Source organism: Microbulbifer sp. YPW1, assembly GCF_013367775.1.
In the GTDB taxonomy this organism is placed as follows: domain Bacteria; phylum Pseudomonadota; class Gammaproteobacteria; order Pseudomonadales; family Cellvibrionaceae; genus Microbulbifer.
The window spans coordinates 2,337,504-2,352,736 of sequence record NZ_CP055157.1 but is presented as its reverse complement, the minus strand read 5'-3'; the positions used below and the strand labels follow the sequence as shown (position 1 = coordinate 2,352,736).

Annotated in this window: 12 protein-coding genes; 1 reads left to right on the top strand and 11 read right to left on the bottom strand. The window is 57.8% G+C overall.

Features of this window, described 5'->3' with window-relative positions; translation table 11 throughout:
* Nucleotides 1-129 precede the first annotated feature (129 nt).
* Nucleotides 130-2,010, top strand: a complete 1,881-nt coding sequence (locus HUW35_RS09630) for a DUF885 family protein (protein ID WP_255463214.1) — start codon at nt 130-132, stop codon at nt 2,008-2,010.
* Nucleotides 2,011-2,078: 68 nt separating this feature from the next.
* Here HUW35_RS09630 and rsgA read toward each other — a convergent pair whose 3' ends face one another.
* From rsgA to HUW35_RS09575, 11 genes are all read right to left on the bottom strand, one after another.
* Nucleotides 2,079-3,209: a ribosome small subunit-dependent GTPase A gene (rsgA, locus tag HUW35_RS09625; protein WP_219932519.1), complete on the bottom strand. Its 1,131-nt coding sequence runs from the start codon at nt 3,207-3,209 to the stop codon at nt 2,079-2,081.
* A gap of 146 nt (nt 3,210-3,355) precedes the next feature.
* Entirely contained in the window at nt 3,356-4,060 is a 705-nt protein-coding gene (locus HUW35_RS09620; protein WP_181252155.1) for a M48 family metallopeptidase, read from the bottom strand.
* Between the two features lie 29 nt (nt 4,061-4,089).
* On the bottom strand, nt 4,090-4,461 hold the full coding sequence (locus HUW35_RS09615) for a hotdog fold thioesterase (protein WP_255463213.1): 372 nt from the start codon (nt 4,459-4,461) through the stop codon (nt 4,090-4,092).
* A 105-nt stretch (nt 4,462-4,566) separates the two neighbouring features.
* Entirely contained in the window at nt 4,567-5,148 is a 582-nt protein-coding gene (locus HUW35_RS09610; RefSeq protein ID WP_181252153.1) for a DUF2799 domain-containing protein, read from the bottom strand.
* A 207-nt stretch (nt 5,149-5,355) separates the two neighbouring features.
* Nucleotides 5,356-6,006: an MBL fold metallo-hydrolase gene (locus HUW35_RS09605; RefSeq protein ID WP_181252152.1), complete on the bottom strand. Its 651-nt coding sequence runs from the start codon at nt 6,004-6,006 to the stop codon at nt 5,356-5,358.
* A 143-nt stretch (nt 6,007-6,149) separates the two neighbouring features.
* A complete protein-coding gene (locus tag HUW35_RS09600; protein WP_181252151.1) occupies nt 6,150-7,040 on the bottom strand; it encodes a hypothetical protein in 891 nt (296 codons plus the stop codon).
* Nucleotides 7,041-7,436: 396 nt separating this feature from the next.
* A complete protein-coding gene (locus HUW35_RS09595; protein ID WP_181252150.1) occupies nt 7,437-8,486 on the bottom strand; it encodes a LacI family DNA-binding transcriptional regulator in 1,050 nt (349 codons plus the stop codon).
* A gap of 54 nt (nt 8,487-8,540) precedes the next feature.
* Entirely contained in the window at nt 8,541-10,052 is a 1,512-nt protein-coding gene (locus HUW35_RS09590) for a tryptophan halogenase family protein (RefSeq protein ID WP_181252149.1), read from the bottom strand.
* 22 nt (nt 10,053-10,074) lie between these two features.
* A complete protein-coding gene (locus HUW35_RS09585; RefSeq protein ID WP_255463212.1) occupies nt 10,075-11,067 on the bottom strand; it encodes a cupin-like domain-containing protein in 993 nt (330 codons plus the stop codon).
* Nucleotides 11,068-11,112: 45 nt separating this feature from the next.
* Entirely contained in the window at nt 11,113-11,886 is a 774-nt protein-coding gene (locus tag HUW35_RS09580) for a SapC family protein (RefSeq protein WP_181252147.1), read from the bottom strand.
* 187 nt (nt 11,887-12,073) lie between these two features.
* A complete protein-coding gene (locus HUW35_RS09575) occupies nt 12,074-15,082 on the bottom strand; it encodes a TonB-dependent receptor (RefSeq protein ID WP_181252146.1) in 3,009 nt (1,002 codons plus the stop codon).
* Nucleotides 15,083-15,233: the final 151 nt, after the last annotated feature.

Sequence of the window (15,233 nt, the reverse complement as noted above, 5' to 3'; positions counted from 1 at the left end):
CGTCGGCGACGTCCCTGTCGCCGACGCTTCCGAAAAGCTTTGCCCAGCGTCCCGCCTTAAATTTTGGCATCCTCACCTTGTCGCCAAAAGTTCGAACACACTAAATATAAAACAGAGACAGGAAGTACTATGTCCTTTTCACCACTCCGAAAAATCCTGAACTCTAAGCTGATCAGCTTATCCGCAGCCATTATGGCCGCGAGCCTGAATGTGCAGGCGATGGATCAAAAGGCCTTTGAAAAGGCCATGGATGAGATCCCCCAAAAAGGGGCCAGCGAAAAGCTCAAGGCCCTGCAGGACATCCGCTATCGCTGGATTATGGAAAGCTACCCGGAAAACGCCACCTACCGCGGCTACCCCGGAGGGGAAAAAGACTGGACCGATCAATCCATCAAAGGCATTGAACGGCGCAAGGGGCAGACCCGCAAACTGCTCGCCGCCAGCCGCCATATCAACGAAGACAAGCTCCCCGAAAATGAACAGCTCGACTACCAGCTGCTCTACCAGGACCTGCTGCTGCAAGTAAAAGGCTTCCAGTTTCCCGAACACCTGCTGCCCGTCAATCACATGAGCGGCATTCAACGCAATGTGCCAGCCGTACTGAGCGCCATGCCCAAACGCACCGCGGCCGACTACGAAGATATACTCGCGCGCCTGGAAAAACTTCCCCAGCTGATTGACCAGACCCAGATCCTGATGGAAAAGGGCCTGAAGCAAAAATTGACCCCACCGCAGATCACCCTGCGCGACATACCGGGACAGATCCGCGCCCTGATTCCCACCGATCCCAAGCAGAGCCCGCTGCTCAAGGCATTTTACGAAATGCCAGCGAGCATCCCCGCCGCCCAGCAGACGCGACTGCGCAACCGCGCCCAGAGCATCTACCAGAAAACCCTGATTCCAGAGTGGCAGCAACTGGCAGAATATGTCGAGCGCGATTACATCCCCAACGCCAATACGGAAACCGCGTTTACCAAAAACGATGACGGCATCCGCTGGTACGCCTACAAAGTACGCGAAGAAACCACCACGGAAATGAGCCCCGAGGAAATCCACCGGATTGGTCTCGAGGAAGTTCGCCGGATTCGCGGCGAAATGGACGCGATCATCAAGAAGACCGGTTTTGAAGGTGACTTCAAGGCGTTTACCGATTTCCTGCGCAACGATCCGCAGTTCTACTACGACAATAAAGAAGACCTGCTGAAAAATTACCGGGATATTGCCAAGCGTATCGACGGCGAACTGCCCGCGCTGTTCGGCACCCTGCCGCGACTGCCCTACGGAGTAAAACCGATTCCGAGTTACTCGGAAAAATCCCAGACCACCGCCTACTACCAGCCGGGCTCCAATGAAGCCGGCCGTGCGGGGGTATTCTTTGCCAACACTTACGATCTGAAGAGCCGCCCGACCTGGGAGATGGAAGCGCTAACGGTGCACGAGGCCATGCCCGGCCACCACCTGCAGATTGCATTGGCCCAGGAGCAGAGCGACATCCATCCCCTGCGCCGCAACAAGTTCTACACCGGTTTTGTCGAGGGCTGGGGACTCTACTCGGAAAGCCTCGGTTACGACCTGGGCCTGTACACCGATCCGTATAACGAGTTTGGTGCGCTGACTTACGATATGTGGCGTGCGGTACGCCTGGTGGTAGACACCGGTATGCACCAGCTGGGCTGGAGCCGGGACGAGGCGATTGAGTACTTCAAGAACAACAGCGCCAAGCCGGAACACGATATCGTGGTGGAGATCGACCGCTACCTGGTGTGGCCAGGTCAGGCGCTGGCGTACAAGGTAGGGCAGCTGAAGATCAAGGAAATCCGCGCGCGCGCGGAAGAAGCCCTTGGGGATAACTTCAATATCCGCGCGTTCCACGATGCGCTGCTCGGCGCCGGTGCGCTGCCATTGAATGTACTGGAGAGCCGCATGAACACCTGGATTGAATCCCAGGGCGGAGAGATCAGTAAGGCACAACCGGTGAGTGATGCCGGTGGCCAGGCGGCGCTGAACTAGGCTTCAGGAATTGGCACAGGTCCCGTGGCAATCAGCCACGGGACGCCTTTTAACAACTCCCCTTCTGTCTACTCCTCTCCACTCTTGCGCGCGCGGGAGTGCCCCTGCACCGTGCGCACAAACTGACTGAACGCGCGCTCCTGCGCCCGGGATTCCGCCAGGGTCCGGGTATTTCTCTGGATCTCTCGCCCCAGTTTGCGCCAGTTGTGCAACCGGCGTTCGTCCAGTTCCCCAGACGCAATCGCCGCCTGTACCGCACAGCCCGGTTCGGATTCATGGGCGCAATCGGCGAAACGGCACTGTTCGGCAAGTTCACCGATGTCGGCAAATGTGGCCGCGAGGCCTTCGCTGACATCGGCCAGCCCGAGTTCGCGCATACCCGGGCTGTCCAGCAGCAGCCCGCCATCGGGGATGGCGTAGAGCGCCCGGTGCCGGGTGGTGTGGCGTCCCTTGCTGTCATCCTCGCGGATGCCTGAGGTCGCCGCCAGTTCACTGCCGGCAAGGCTGTTCAACAACGTGGATTTGCCCACCCCGGATGAGCCGAGTAACGCCAGGGTTTCTCCTCTGCGACAGTAGTCGCGCAGGGATTCCACGCTGGTGCTGTCGAGGGCATTGACCAGTACCACAGGAAGATCCCGGTGGCCCTTCAGCGCCTCGCGGTATTGCTCGTGGTCGTCACTGAGATCGGCCTTGGTCAACACCAGGCAGGCGCGACAGCCAGCCTCTTTGACCAGGGCGAGATAGCGCTCCACCCGGGACAGGTTGAAGTCGTGGTTACACGAGGAAACGATCAACACGTTATCGATGTTCGCCGCGATCAGCTGGGCCTGCTTGGCCCCGGGGGCCATCCGGCGGAATAAGCTGCTGCGCTCAAGGCGCCGCAGCGGTTTGCGGGATTCGCGCTCCAGCAGCAGCCAGTCGCCCACCGTGGGTTTATCCACAGCATCGTCAAACAGCGGGCCACTCACCAGTACGGGCTCGTCTCCCCGCTCACCGGACACCTCGATCTGGCTGCGGTGCACCGCCATTACCCGCACCGGTTCACACGTTTCCAGCTCATCCAGGGACAGTTGCTGCTGGAAAAACGGCTTCCACCCCAGACGGGTCAGGGGGGGGCCGTTGGCCGGTGTGGTTTTCTGTTCGCCCGCAGACACACCGCGCCGGAAAGTCGGGCGGCGGGAAATCAGGGATTTACTCAATTTTGCAGATCCTCAAAAGTCGCCCGCAGTGAATCAAAAAAGAGGCGGGCACACGCACTTTATGCCTCTGAGCATAGTTCGGGCAATCAGAATTAGAGGGGATAAATGAGGAGATCCGGCAAAAGAAACCTGCCTGGAGAGAACGCTTACAGTTTCAGCCGGTGGCCGTTGTCCTTCAACCAGCGCCGCAGCCTGCGGTAGTCCGGACACAGGCTCTCCACCAGCGCCCAGAACGCTGCACTGTGGTTGTGGTGCTGCAAATGACACACCTCGTGGATCACCAGGTAATCCACCACGGCCTCGGGAGCCAGGCATACCAGCCAGTTGTACTGCAACTCTCCACGAGTGGTGCAATGCCCCCATTTGCTGCGGGTCCGCCGTACCTTGACCGAGGAAAAGGAAAGCCCCAGCTGTCTGGCAAAATAGGCCGACTTCTCCGTCAGCAATGCCAGGGCTTCCCGCTGATACAGCTTGTGCAGTGCCGACTGGATTTGCGTCTCATCCGGCTCCCGCGTGCGGCAGTAGAGCTGGATAAATCCATCGCGGATTCCGGCATCCGCGGCGCGGGCCGCGCGATCCAGCTCAAGGGCAGTACCCAGCCACGGGAAATGTGCGCCAAACGCGAAATGATGCTCCGGCACCTGGGCCTGGCGCACCGCCACCCCGCGCAGCTGCGCGCGCACCCACTGGATATTGTCGCGCAGGAACTGATGACCGTGGCGCTCGGCGCAGCGCTGGGGAATCCGCACCTCCGCGCCCTTCTCCGTCACCACCAGCCCCAGACGCTTGCGGCGCGGGGAACGCGACAGACGGTAGGCAACATCCTCGAAGGTAAACAGATCCCCACTCACAACAAACGCAGTACCGGAATTAACAGAGATTATTCGGAGGGCACCGGCACCACCGCCATGGTGATCCGGGAAATACAGTTCAGCTTGCCGTTCTGGTCGTGAATACGAATCTCCCAGACCTGGCTGGTGCGACCGAGATGTACCGCGGTCGCTTTGCCGGTTACCGCACCGTCGGGGACCGGGCGCAGGTGATTCGCATTGACCTCCTGCCCCACGCAATAGAACTTGCTGTTATCCACCACCATATTCGCCGCCATGGAGCCCAGCGTCTCCGCCAGCGCCACACTGGCACCGCCATGCAGAATGCCAAATGGCTGACGGGTGCGATCCTCTACCGGCATGGTGCCCACCAGATAGTCATCACCAATTTCGGTAATGTGCATCCCCAGGTATTTGGGCATGCAATCGCCCATGCTCCGATTTACCTCATCCAGAGTCGGGTTAGCAGTGTGCCAGACAGCCATAAATCACCTTTACCTATTCGCAGCAAAAACGGCCAGACAATATCAGTAGAACAGCTGCGGATTGAAAGTGCCAAAGCCGCCAAAGTGCATCATCTCAGCTTCCAGGTGACGCATTTCCCGCAGCAGGCTGCGGCGCTCGCTGCGCAGGGCGCGCCGCTCCTCCTTGGATTCCGCCTCATCCAGCGCGTCCTCTATCCGGTACACCTCGCGCTCCGCCTGCTCGTATTGCTTCGCCAGTGCCGCGTACTGCTGCTCGGCCTGGTACACGGCGAGGCCGCGCTCGTAGTTGGCCAGAAACAGGTCTGCGGTAGGGCCGGTGCAGACACCTTCGTAATTGCTCCCGCGACGGCCAACCACAAAGCCATTTTCCGGGGTGCAGTACTGCTCGACGCCCTGTTCATGCCCCTGCATCCAGGCTGCGGTATCGGTGCGGATACCGTACTCTTGGCATTTCTGCGCGATCTTGTACACGGTAGCCTGACTGCGACCGCGGGCACCGTCTTCTATACCGCGCTCGTACCAGAGCCCGGCCTGGCATTCGTTTTCGGAAATTACCGCGCAGCCGCTGGAGAGGGCCAGGGCTGTGGGGAGGGCGAGTAGTGTGAGTAATTTCCAGAGTTTCATATCCGGCCTGTGATGCGAAGTAACGAGGTAGACGTGAAGGCAAAGTGCCGGGTACAGGTTTTCAGGAGCGTCGCAAACAGGATGTTTGCGCCGCAGCGCCCAGGGATGGGTTCACAGCGGTCCTGAAAACCTGTACCCGGCAATTTGCCGCTACTGTCAGTGTTCAGTGCCACTATTTAGCCTGCCCCAGCGTGAATCGATGCTGAATCAACCAAAGCGTTTGTCGGCCACGAAGGGGTTGGTTTGCCGCTCCTGTCCAAAGGTGGACATGGGGCCGTGGCCGGGGATGAATTTGACTTCGTCGCCCAGGGGCCAGAGCTTTTTGGTGATGGAGTCGAGCAGGTCCTGGTGGTTGCTCATAGGGAAGTCGGTACGGCCGATGGAGCCGGCGAACAGGACGTCTCCCACCAGTGCCAGGTTGCTGGGGCGATGGAAAAAGATGACGTGGCCGGGGGTATGACCGGGGCAGTGCACGACTTCGAGCACTTCGTCGCCGACGGTGACGGTGTCACCGTCTTCCAGCCAGCGATCCGGGGTGAAGGTTTCCACCGGTGGGAATCCGTACATCTGCGCCTGCACCACGATTTTCTCGATCCAGAACTGGTCCGCCTTCTGCGGGCCTTCCACGGGCAATCCGAGGTCCCGGGACAGGGGCGCGGTGCCGCCGACGTGGTCGAGGTGGCCGTGGGTGAGGAGGATTTTTTCCAGCTTGAGATCGCGTTCTTTTACCGCAGCGAGGATACGGTCCACATCCCCACCGGGATCCACAACCGCAGCCCGCTTGCTGTCATCGCACCACAACAGGGTGCAGTTTTGCTGGAACGGAGTTACGGGAACCGAGTGAAATTGTAGAGCCATGGGAATACCTGTTTAGTCTTCGCCCGGGATTATAACCTCGCTAAGCGTGCGACCTAAACGGGAGCTCCGCCTGCACCCCGGTGGCGATGGTGCTACCGGGTTGCCACCTTCAATTCCGGTTCCGCCCGTGAGGACGTTGAGTGCTATATCGCCGCTGCCGTCGCCCGCTGCATGGGGCTGGGGCGGCGTGCCGAGGACTTTTTCAACAACTCCTGCACATCCTCGATCAGGCTCTTCTGCACCATCTCGCTCTGCCAGTACCCATCGTGGGCAACCAGCTGGGGGCCCCAGCTGGCAGCGCTCCAGTCCGCCAGCGGGCGGGTCTCGTAGTCCCGGTAGACTGCCTGGTTATAGGAGGGGCTCAAGGGCTTGAGTGGCCAGCCGAAGAGGTCGTCCGGGTGGTAGAAGTTTTTCCAGCGGAAGTTGTAGCCGCGGGTATCCGACGTGACCGCCTGGATCTGGTCGCGTGCCATGCCGGCGGTCCACAGGGGATTGCTGGCACCGAGGGTGTACCAGTGGGCCAGGGTTTTGCCGCGCAGGAAGAGATCCTTGGCGGAGCCTTTGTGTACGCCCTTCGGGCCACCGTCGCGCCATACGCCGTGACTGATGGTGGGGCGCTGGGCGTCCCACAGGTAGTTGGATAGGATGCTGCAGCCGATGGAGTGGCTGAGCAGTATCACCGGGGCGGTGTCGGCGGTGGCTTTGGCGGCCCGCTCGAAGGTCTGGTAAATGGCCTGCTGGGTCTTGTCGTAGTTGCCGCCTCGCTGGTGGATATCCGACTGTTGCGCGGAGGCTTCGGCGAGCCCGTAGAGCATGAATTTGCGCGCGCGCAGGTAGTCCATGTCGCGCTTCTGCATGGCTTCGAACACCCGCTCCAGGTTAGGCTGCAGGTGGCCCTGACAGAGGATGGTGTCGGTGTGAATGCGGGACCAGTCTTTCCCCAGTCCGCTCTTGAGCGCCTGAAACAGCGGCTCGGCAAAGTCTTCGTTCACCGCGCCCATGCCCGGCGCGGCCAGGATGACCAGATCAGCCATTGTCGCTCCCCGTAGTATTTTTTTATTGGATGCGATTACCTCGCCGGGGGTTTCCCGCGCATCTTGTTATTTTCTCTGGATGTATGAATTTGTGCTGCTCTTCAATAAACGAACCACGAGCAGTACTCCACAAACGCTAGAAGCTACCACCGCACGTTGGCAATGGGAAGAATGGCGCCACAAAAGAGGAGTTAGGCGACAAGATCACCCCGGTATGGCGGATTTTGCAAAAAAACGGGATTTTTTCATGCCGGTGGGGAACTACAGTGCCATGGGCCCGTCAAAGGTTACAGTTCCCCCAAATCGTATCGTGTGAACGCTTGGTAATCGAACTCTCATCGTATCTCTGCTTAAAGCCGGCCTTGTGCCGGCTTTTTTTATGCCTGCAGAAAGCGATCAGATTTTGGGCGGGGCGTCCGAGCGGCGGCGGATGAGGGTGAAGTCCAGCTGTACCTGCTGGCCCTGCTCGGCTTCTCCGGCGCGCACTGCGCGGACTTTCTTCACCAGCAGGTCCACCGCCGCCCGCGACATATCCACAACCGGCTGGTGAATGGTGGTCAGTTCCGGCCAGATGGTGGTGGCGAGGGCTGTGTCGTCGAAGCCGCACACAGTGAGGTCCTTGGGGATATCCAGTCCGCGGCGCTGGGCCACGGAGATGGTCGCCGCGGCCATTTCGTCGTTACAGGCAAAAATCGCGGTGGGCGGGAGCTCCAGGTCGAGCAGCTGCTCGGCGCCGAGCAATCCGGAACGGTAGGTAAAAAAGCCCTCCACTTCCAGTTCCGCCGACGGTGCCAGCCCCGAGTCCTTGAGGGCCTGGCGATAGCCTTCCAGGCGCCGCAGGCTCACCTGCTGACCGCGGTCACCAGTGATAAAGCCAATGCGCCGATGGCCAAGAGAGGCAATGTGCCGCGTCATTTCGTAAGCGGCCTGATAGTCGTCGATCTTGACCACGGAAATGTTGTTGCGAGGCAGCTCCGAGGCAATCAGTACCGCGGGTGTCTCACTGCTCTCAAGCACTTCCAGTACCGCGGGGAGGTCCGACAGGGGCGGCGGCAACAGCATCGCCTCTACCCCGCCGTTCAGCATATGCGCGGCCACCGAGTCCGCGTTCAGCTCAACATCACAATGCTCCACGACCAGCTGGATGTTATAGCGGCTGGTCTGCTCCAGTGCGCCGATCAGAAAGGCGCTGAGATAGGAGGCACTGAGGTTACTGTGCATCAGGCCGATTTTGATCTGCGCCCCCCCGGCCAGGCTGCGCGCTGCACTGTTGGGGGTATACCCAAGGGACTTGATCGCCGCATTGACGATTTCCCGGGTGCGCGAGCGCACATTGTCCTCACCGTTGATTACCCGGGAAACGGTCATTGGCGAGACGCCGGCCTCGCGGGCCACATCGGCGATAGTGGGGCCGCTACCCTGGCGGCGGCTCTGCTTAGGTTTCAATGTAATATCCGGTCTAATAGGTCTCATCAAGAGACCCATCATCTAACCAAAGACCTAATCAAGGCAACCTTCAGCCTGACAATAACCACGCACAAACGCGTCATGGGAAGGTAGTGGCGAAACCGCCCGCTGAATATTCTCCCTCAATCCTGCCAGGAAACGACTCAACTCGTCCGTCGACATCAGTTTTGGTAGCGGGTGATGTGCCCGGGGAACAAGGCCTTGCCCGACCATCACCTGAACCCAGGAATCGACGCGGAACAGTTCACCCTCTGCCTGGTGGGCATATGCCGAGTCTCGGAATAGCTCCATACGCTCCCGCAATGTTTCCGGCACTTCCATGCTGGCGCAATAACGCCAGAAAGAGGTGTCGTTACGACGGGTAAGATGGTAATGGAGCACAATAAAATCGCGTATTTTCTCCAACTCTTCGCGGGATTCACGATTGAATCGGTGTGCTGTCGACGGGGAGATACCGTCGTAGGGAAAACATTGCATCAACCGGGTGATACCGGCAATGACCAAGTGAATACTGGTCGACTCCAGCGGTTCGACAAAGCCACTGGCCAGGCCCAGAGCGATACAGTTCTTATTCCACACCTTGCGACGCCGCCCGGTTCGGAAGCGGATTACTCTCGGGTCGGTCAGTGGCTTTCCATCAAGCCCCCCGAGCAACTGGCTGCACGCCTCGTCGTCAGATAAATGCTGACTGCAGAACACATGACCATTACCAGTGCGGTGCTGCAGAGGAATTCGCCATTGCCAGCCAGATTCGCCAGCGATGGAGCGTGTATAGGGTAGAAACGCGTTATCGCCCTCGGTCTGCAATGCAACGGCACTATCGCAGGGAAGCCAGTGGGACCAGTCCTCGTAACCGGTGTGCAATGTCTGTTCGATCAGCAACCCGCGAAACCCGGTGCAGTCGACAAACAGATCTCCCTCCACGAGCCGCCCGTCCGCCAACCGCAGGCCGGTGATATTGCCGGACTCTACACACTGCTCGACGCCCGAGATATTCCCTTCAATACGACGCGCGCCATACTGCTCACTGAATTTCCGCAAAAACTGCGCGTAAAGTCCCGCATCCAGGTGGTAAGCGTAATTGATACTGGATTGTGTACTAGTAGCAAACTTGCCCTGCCTCGCCGCCTGCAGTTCTAAACAGTAGTCACCAATCTCTGAATCTATACCGCGCACGCGTCCCTCGAGCCAGAAATGATGGAATTCCGCCAACCAGCTCTCACGACCGTTTTTACCGAACGCGTGAATGTAGCGATCGCCCTGCTGGCCCCAGTTTTCAAATTGGATACCGAGCTTGAATGTGGCTCTGGTTGCGCGCATGAATTCGCGCTCATCAATGCCGAGCAAGCGATGAAACACCCGCATTGGGGGAATAGTCGCTTCACCCACACCGATGGTGCCGATTTCTGCAGACTCCACCAATGTGATGTCGAGTAGTTCACCGAGCTTTTTTGACAGTGCCGCGGCGGCAATCCAGCCCGCAGTTCCGCCACCGGCAATTACCACCCGAGATATTTTCTTCTCGTCGAGCGTCGGCTTGTTCATGGTACTTTCCATACTCACCTCGCTAGCGATTCAGCTTGTTAATCAGCATTGCCCGGAGTTTCCGAGCAGCAGCTTCATCCAGTGGTCCCAGCGCGCCCCAGACATGTTCAGGCAAATGCGCACGCGCTTTTTCCGGGTCAGAAAAAATATAAAAGTCGAATATTGCCTTCCAGGCATCGCGCTCGACTGGAGGGCGATCCCGCAGGCTGAGCAGTGCGTGCAACACGGTATTCATCGGCGTATCCATAAACCTGGCCGACGTCTGCCACCAGTAATTCAGCAGCACATTGAAACGGTCGAGCGCCTCTACCTGGTGCCACCAGAGGCTGGGATAGAACACGGCGTCGCCAGGCTCCATCTCTGCAACCTGAGCAGTCGCCAGGGCTTCCTTAAAACGGGGATATTTGTCGAAGTCGGGTGCAGCGAAGTCCACCATGCTTACGGCCTGACCACCGGGCGTGGGTGACAGAGGACCAGGGTAAAGGTTCTCAATCTGATCCGGAGGAAACAGGGTGAAGCGTCGGCGACCTACGGCACAGCAGGCCAAATTGTGCGGTGCATCGTAATGCGCTGACGCAATGGAATGGTTACCGATCCAGATACTTGCCAGCGGCGCATTGCCGGAAAACATCGGGTGCGAAAACTCGAAATCATTTTTCTCACGCAATCCCGGCAGGCAGGCATCGACCGTGGTGGAACCAACATAAATTGGCCACGGCTCACGCTCATCGAGCTGCTCCGCCAACATCGCCAGCACCTCGTCCAGCGGCAATCTGCGGCTGGTGAAATTCAGGCCGGTCAGGTCCGGATTGTAAAAATAGCGCCCGCGCATTTCCTTGCCACCGAAATACGCCGCCACCGACAGCCCATTGTGGAAATGGCCGAGATAGTCGATCGCTGCGGCGGGTGATTGCAATCCCTTTTTCACCAATGGCCAGTCTCGAGCTACGCCTTTAAGCAAGACCGGCTCGCCCGCCTCCATCAATTCAGCAAAGGGGATAGAATCAGGCGTCACTCCGCGCAAGACTCTCACCGATGGCAAAGACATCACTGTACTCCCCTACTGCTCGGCTGACGCCTTGGAGGCATTCATAATCCGCAGCCGCTTGCGTTGAATCAGTCTGCGAATATTCCCAAGGGAAGCGGCTATGAAATAGGCATAGGCGAGAAAGCCTGCGTCATTAAGCCTTTTCAGCGCTGCGCCATCGAGCTCGGCCAGTGCTTCTTCATTGACTGTGAAATAGCCGGCAAGCTTTAATTTTTCATCGCGATGAATTTCGATATCGAGGTTAACCGGCTCGATCAGGTTGAATTCGGAAAACAGTTTGAACATTTCATCGCTAATCGCCATACCCTCGTGGATACTTTTCAGGATGGATGCGATTCTTTCGAGGTAGGGCGAATTACCTCCGTGTGGCAGAAAAACCGGCTCGCCGGATTCGCCACCGATTCGCGGGCTATCCATATCCACATGGATAACTGGCTCCCGGCGCTGCACACCGCCGGACTCCTGTTCACGGAAACCGATCAGAAAAGGCCCGCGCTCCAAAATGCAGGGAATATAATCCGCACGCCAGACTGCATGGTCCGGCGAATGTGAAGGCTCATCCAGGAAAAGGTTTTCATTCTCAGCAAACCCCAGTAAAGCTACCGCCTGGTAACCGCTTTGCTCTTTGTCGCGGCGTAAAAGAATGGGGTATTCACGCTGTACTTCACTGAACTCAGTGGGAAAAACTGGCGCGAGACCGACACGACTGCCGTACAGGCTAGCGTGACCGGTTTTAATTTTCAGGTTCGCGTGATCGATATTATTCAGCAACACATGGTTAGTCATGCAACCTCTCATCAATTTTTTATTATCGTTATACCACCCGCTGAGGGGATTTCAGTTTTGCGCGATTGGGCGCTTCACGCAAGCCAAAAATTAGATTCATTACCCAGAAAGAAAAGGGGCCACTGAATTAGTGGCCCCAATAGGTTAACAAACTTTCAGGTTATTTCTCCAAACCTGAAAGGATCGCTTAGAAGGCGTAGCGTGCACCCAACTGGTAGCGGGCACCCTGATCTTCCAGATACCACAGCTGGTTGGTAGAGCGACCGTACTGACGCACGTTTTCTTCGGTGAGGTTGAGCCCCTCGAAGAACACGTCCAGGTTGTCGTTCACCTCGTAGCTGACACTCAGATCGATCTGGTTATAGTCTTCCACGAATACCGGGTTACGCGAGTTACCCCTGTTGACTTCGTTCAGGTAGGTATCGCGCCAGTTATAGGCGAGACGCGCCTGGAACCCGTAATTGTCATAGATGGCAACCAGGTTGGCGGTATCGCTGAGGCCAACCAGGGCAAACTGGGAGACGCCGGGATCCGAGTTCACATCGAAGCCAACGTCACCACGTACGATGGTGTAGTTAGCTTGCAGACCAAAGCCGGTATCGCCAAAGAAATGCTGCACCGCGAATTCTGCACCGTAAATCTTCGCCTCTTTGTTGTTGTCCGGCTTGGATGTGCGGAACATCATCAAAGGATCATTCGCATTCGGCGCCAGGTCGTACGCGGTGGCAACATCCACAGCGAACTGCGCGTCATCGGTGTAGTCCGCGGCACCGCCGGGGAAGGCACCAGGGTTATCCAGCACCGCCATCATCACGAACAGCGAGGTATCGTTCAGGGCGAAGCCACCATCTGCCAGCGCCTGAGCCGCCGCCTCTGCGCGCGGACCATTGGTCACGTCACGCATGCCGAAGTGGTTTTCCTCAACCTGAGCGGTACCGATGAAGTTGTCCACACGCTTCTCGAAGAAGCCAACCGACGCATAGCTGCTGTCGCTGTAATACCACTCCAGCGAGAGATCCAGGTTATCGGATTCCAGTGGCAACAATCCCGGGTTGTTTGCCGCGGCGGTAGGTGTCGTACCGTTATAGGTGGAACCCACTGTACCGAAAGTGCCAACCGACGGGGACAGACTACCGTAGCCAGCACGGGCAATGGTCTTGCTGTAGGAGAAGCGACCGGTGAGGTCCTCGCGGATATTCAGCGAGAAATCGAAACTCGGCAGCAGATTGTCGTAGGTGGTCTCCGCACTAATCAGCTCGGAATCACTGGCCGCGTAACTGGTGCTGAAATCGTTGTTGTCCATCCACAGCAGGTACAGCGGAATACGCTGCAGCGACGACGACTTCACATCTGTAGTTTCGTAACGCAGGCCGGCCTGGATGTTCGTGGTCATACCTGCCAGTTCACCCTCCAGAGAACCCTGGAAGTAAACCGCAGCGGTATCTTCTTCAACCCGGTTGTTCGTGGTGAAGTTCGGGTTATAGGCACACTGGTAGTCGTTGTCGGCGGTAGCGTACTTAGTCATCGCCCAGTTACACAGGTCGACGGGGTCGCCGCGGAAGCCTGAGGAGAATGCGCTGCTGGTATTGTAGTCGTCAAACTGACCGCTCAGGCTGAACTCTTCCAACAGGCCTGCTGGTATTTCGCCCGGGTTGGCAATACCCCAGTCACCGAGCCCCATATACCGGTCGGAATTCTGCTGACGCATATCCACGGCAGAGCTTTCCACACCGAAGTCAAAACGGCCATTATCAAACTCAAGCTCACCGTCAAGTTTGATCTGGGAAATATCAGTGGTCTGGCCTGCATACCAGATACGCGCCACCTGGGTACCGAAGTCTCCGGCATCCAGCACGCCGTTGTTGTTACCCCGGTCGGCATCGTCGATAGTGACATCGGCCACAGGAAGTCCATTGTTAAATCGTACTACCTGGGACCCCAGAACCGGCGCCGCGATACTCACGTCGATAGAGCCGGAGTTACCGGGGCCGCTCGGCAGTGAATCCATAGTGGAATCGTGCACATCGAGGGCGAGGGAGAAGCCATCTCTCACTTCCCAGTCTGCGTTAAAGCCGACAGATTTCAGCGTGTTGGTCTGCTCCCGCCACTGCTGCTCGAAACCACCATCCTTGTTGCTCAAGACTTCAGAATAAAGGGTCGGGGCTGCCACCGAACCGCTATCGAAAACAACATGATTGGCACTGTCACCATTTGCGAACCAGAAGGTCTGCTCGCTGCGGTGCTCCTGAAGGTAGTTCTCCGCATAGGTGTAGTCGCCGGTGAGGGTAAGATTGTCTACCGGACGGAATTGCAGGGTCAGCTGGCCGTTGGTGCGCTCGCGGTGGCGATCGGACCAGGCATAACGCAGGTCGTTGGGGCGCGCGTACAGTTGACCGTCCGCGGGCGCATTTTCGATTCGCGCATCATCGGTAAAAGAGTACAGATTATCTTCACCCCAGGTACCGATATTCCAGTCGTTCACCTGAGAGTTGGCAGCGCCTGAGTCCCGCTCCTGAAAAGAGCCACTCAGCGCAACGCCGAATTTTTCGCTGTCATCCGTCCAGCTGAACAGGCCTGACACTTCTGGTGTGAAATCATCGCCCACCAGATTCGTGGTGTCATGCACAGTCTTGGCACCGATGGTTGCACTGAAACCCGGGTTCTGCAGCGGCTTCGCCGTGTCGATATTGACCGTAGCACCGATACCACCACTGCTCACATCCGCTCGACCGGTTTTATATACCTGCACACCGCTAACACTCTCGGAAGCCAGGTTGGCAAAATCGAATGCACGGGTACCACCACCGGGAGAGACACCAGCACCGCTACCACCACCGAAGGCAATACCGCCAGGCATGGTGCGACCATTCAGGGTCACCATGTTGTTACTGCCGGTAAAACCGCGCACGGTAATTTCAGAACCCTCGCCGTTTACCCGGTTGATAGACACACCGGAGATACGCTGCAGGGATTCTGCCAGGTTGGTATCGGGGAACTTACCGATATCCTCGGAGGAGATGGCGTCAACGACCCCGGAGGAGTCGCGCTTGACATCCATGGCCCGCTCCATGGAGGCTCGGATACCGGTAACCGTAACTTCTTCCAGAGCGGCGTCCTGGGCCAGCACAGAAGAAGCACAGGTCATCGAGGCAATGGCTGCAACCACAGCACCCGATAGCTTTTTGCGTTTGAACATTTGTATTTCCCTCTTCGCATTTAGCCGCGGTCGACACTCGCCCGACTGCACCACTCCGGGAAGCCCTGGCGGCTTTTATTGGTTATTGTCGAATTTTTAATCTTTATGGTACCGCTACCAAAATATTGATACGCCTCCTGACTTATTGAGT